Consider the following 1,026-nt stretch of genomic DNA (forward strand, 5'->3'; position numbering starts at 1 on the left):
AAGCGGAATGTATGGTATCGCCATTATTATTTTTGTTGCCAGTATCGTTGTGCCAGTCGTTAAGATCCTCGGCCTTGCCTATATTATGCTGTGCATCAAATTCAAGCGTTCGGTGTTTCGAAGACAACGAATGATGGTTTACTTTGCAGTAAAGTGGATCGGTAAATGGTCTGTCATGGACTTGTTTGTTATTTCTATCATGATGACCTTGGTCGATCGCGGTCAAATACTCGACTTTACACCAGGTTACGGCGCGGTCGCATTTGGTTTAGTCGTTGTGCTGACAATGTTAGCCGCAGAGAGTATTGACCCAAGGCTAATCTGGGATGAAGCCCCAAAACAATCAGAAAAAGAGTCAATTAATGAGTGATCAGAACAATTCTCAAACATCGTATGTGCCTGATGTTAAGAGGAGCAAAGGCATATCTCCACTTTGGCTACTGCCAATTTTGACGATGGTGCTCGCCGGCTGGCTTGTGGTGAAGTCCATCCATGATGCGGGGCAACGAGTACAGATTTACTTCTCCGACGCTGCTGGTTTGGTGGCGGGACGTACAACTATCCGTTACCAAGGTTTGGAAGTCGGTATGGTGCGTGACATTAATTTGTCCGAAGATCTCGGCAGCATTTACGTGGATGCAGACATCTACCCTGAAGCAACGAAGTTACTAAACGATAAAACGCGTTTTTGGCTTGTTAAACCAACCGCGAGTTTAACTGGTGTGTCGGGCTTGGATGCGCTTGTTTCTGGTAACTACATCTCTATCCAACCGGGGGACGGTCAAGAATTTGAGACCACATTCCACGCTCTCGATTCGGCGCCAACGGACCTACGTGTTTCACAAGGTTTGAACATCAAGCTTAAAAGCCGAGACTTAGGCGGCGTGTCGATTGGATCTCAGATTGTCTACAAGAAAATTCCTATTGGTGCGGTCTACAGCTACCAACTGGATGAAGATGCGAAATCCATCACTATTCAAGCTAATATCCAAGAGCAATATCGACACATCATCAATGACCGCAGCC

General features: G+C 46.1%; 1 protein-coding gene and 1 pseudogene. Both read left to right on the forward strand.

Annotated features, from left to right (window positions below):
* Positions 1 to 370 (forward strand): paraquat-inducible protein A (locus R7R78_RS24500; protein WP_225474424.1); only part of this gene is annotated, 370 nt, incomplete at its 5' end.
* A pseudogene (gene mam7, locus R7R78_RS24505) lies at positions 363 to 1,026 on the forward strand (MCE family putative adhesion factor MAM7); the annotation flags it as partial. The gene R7R78_RS24500 and the pseudogene mam7, both read left to right, overlap by 8 nt.

The organism is Vibrio sp. 2134-1, from assembly GCF_033339495.1.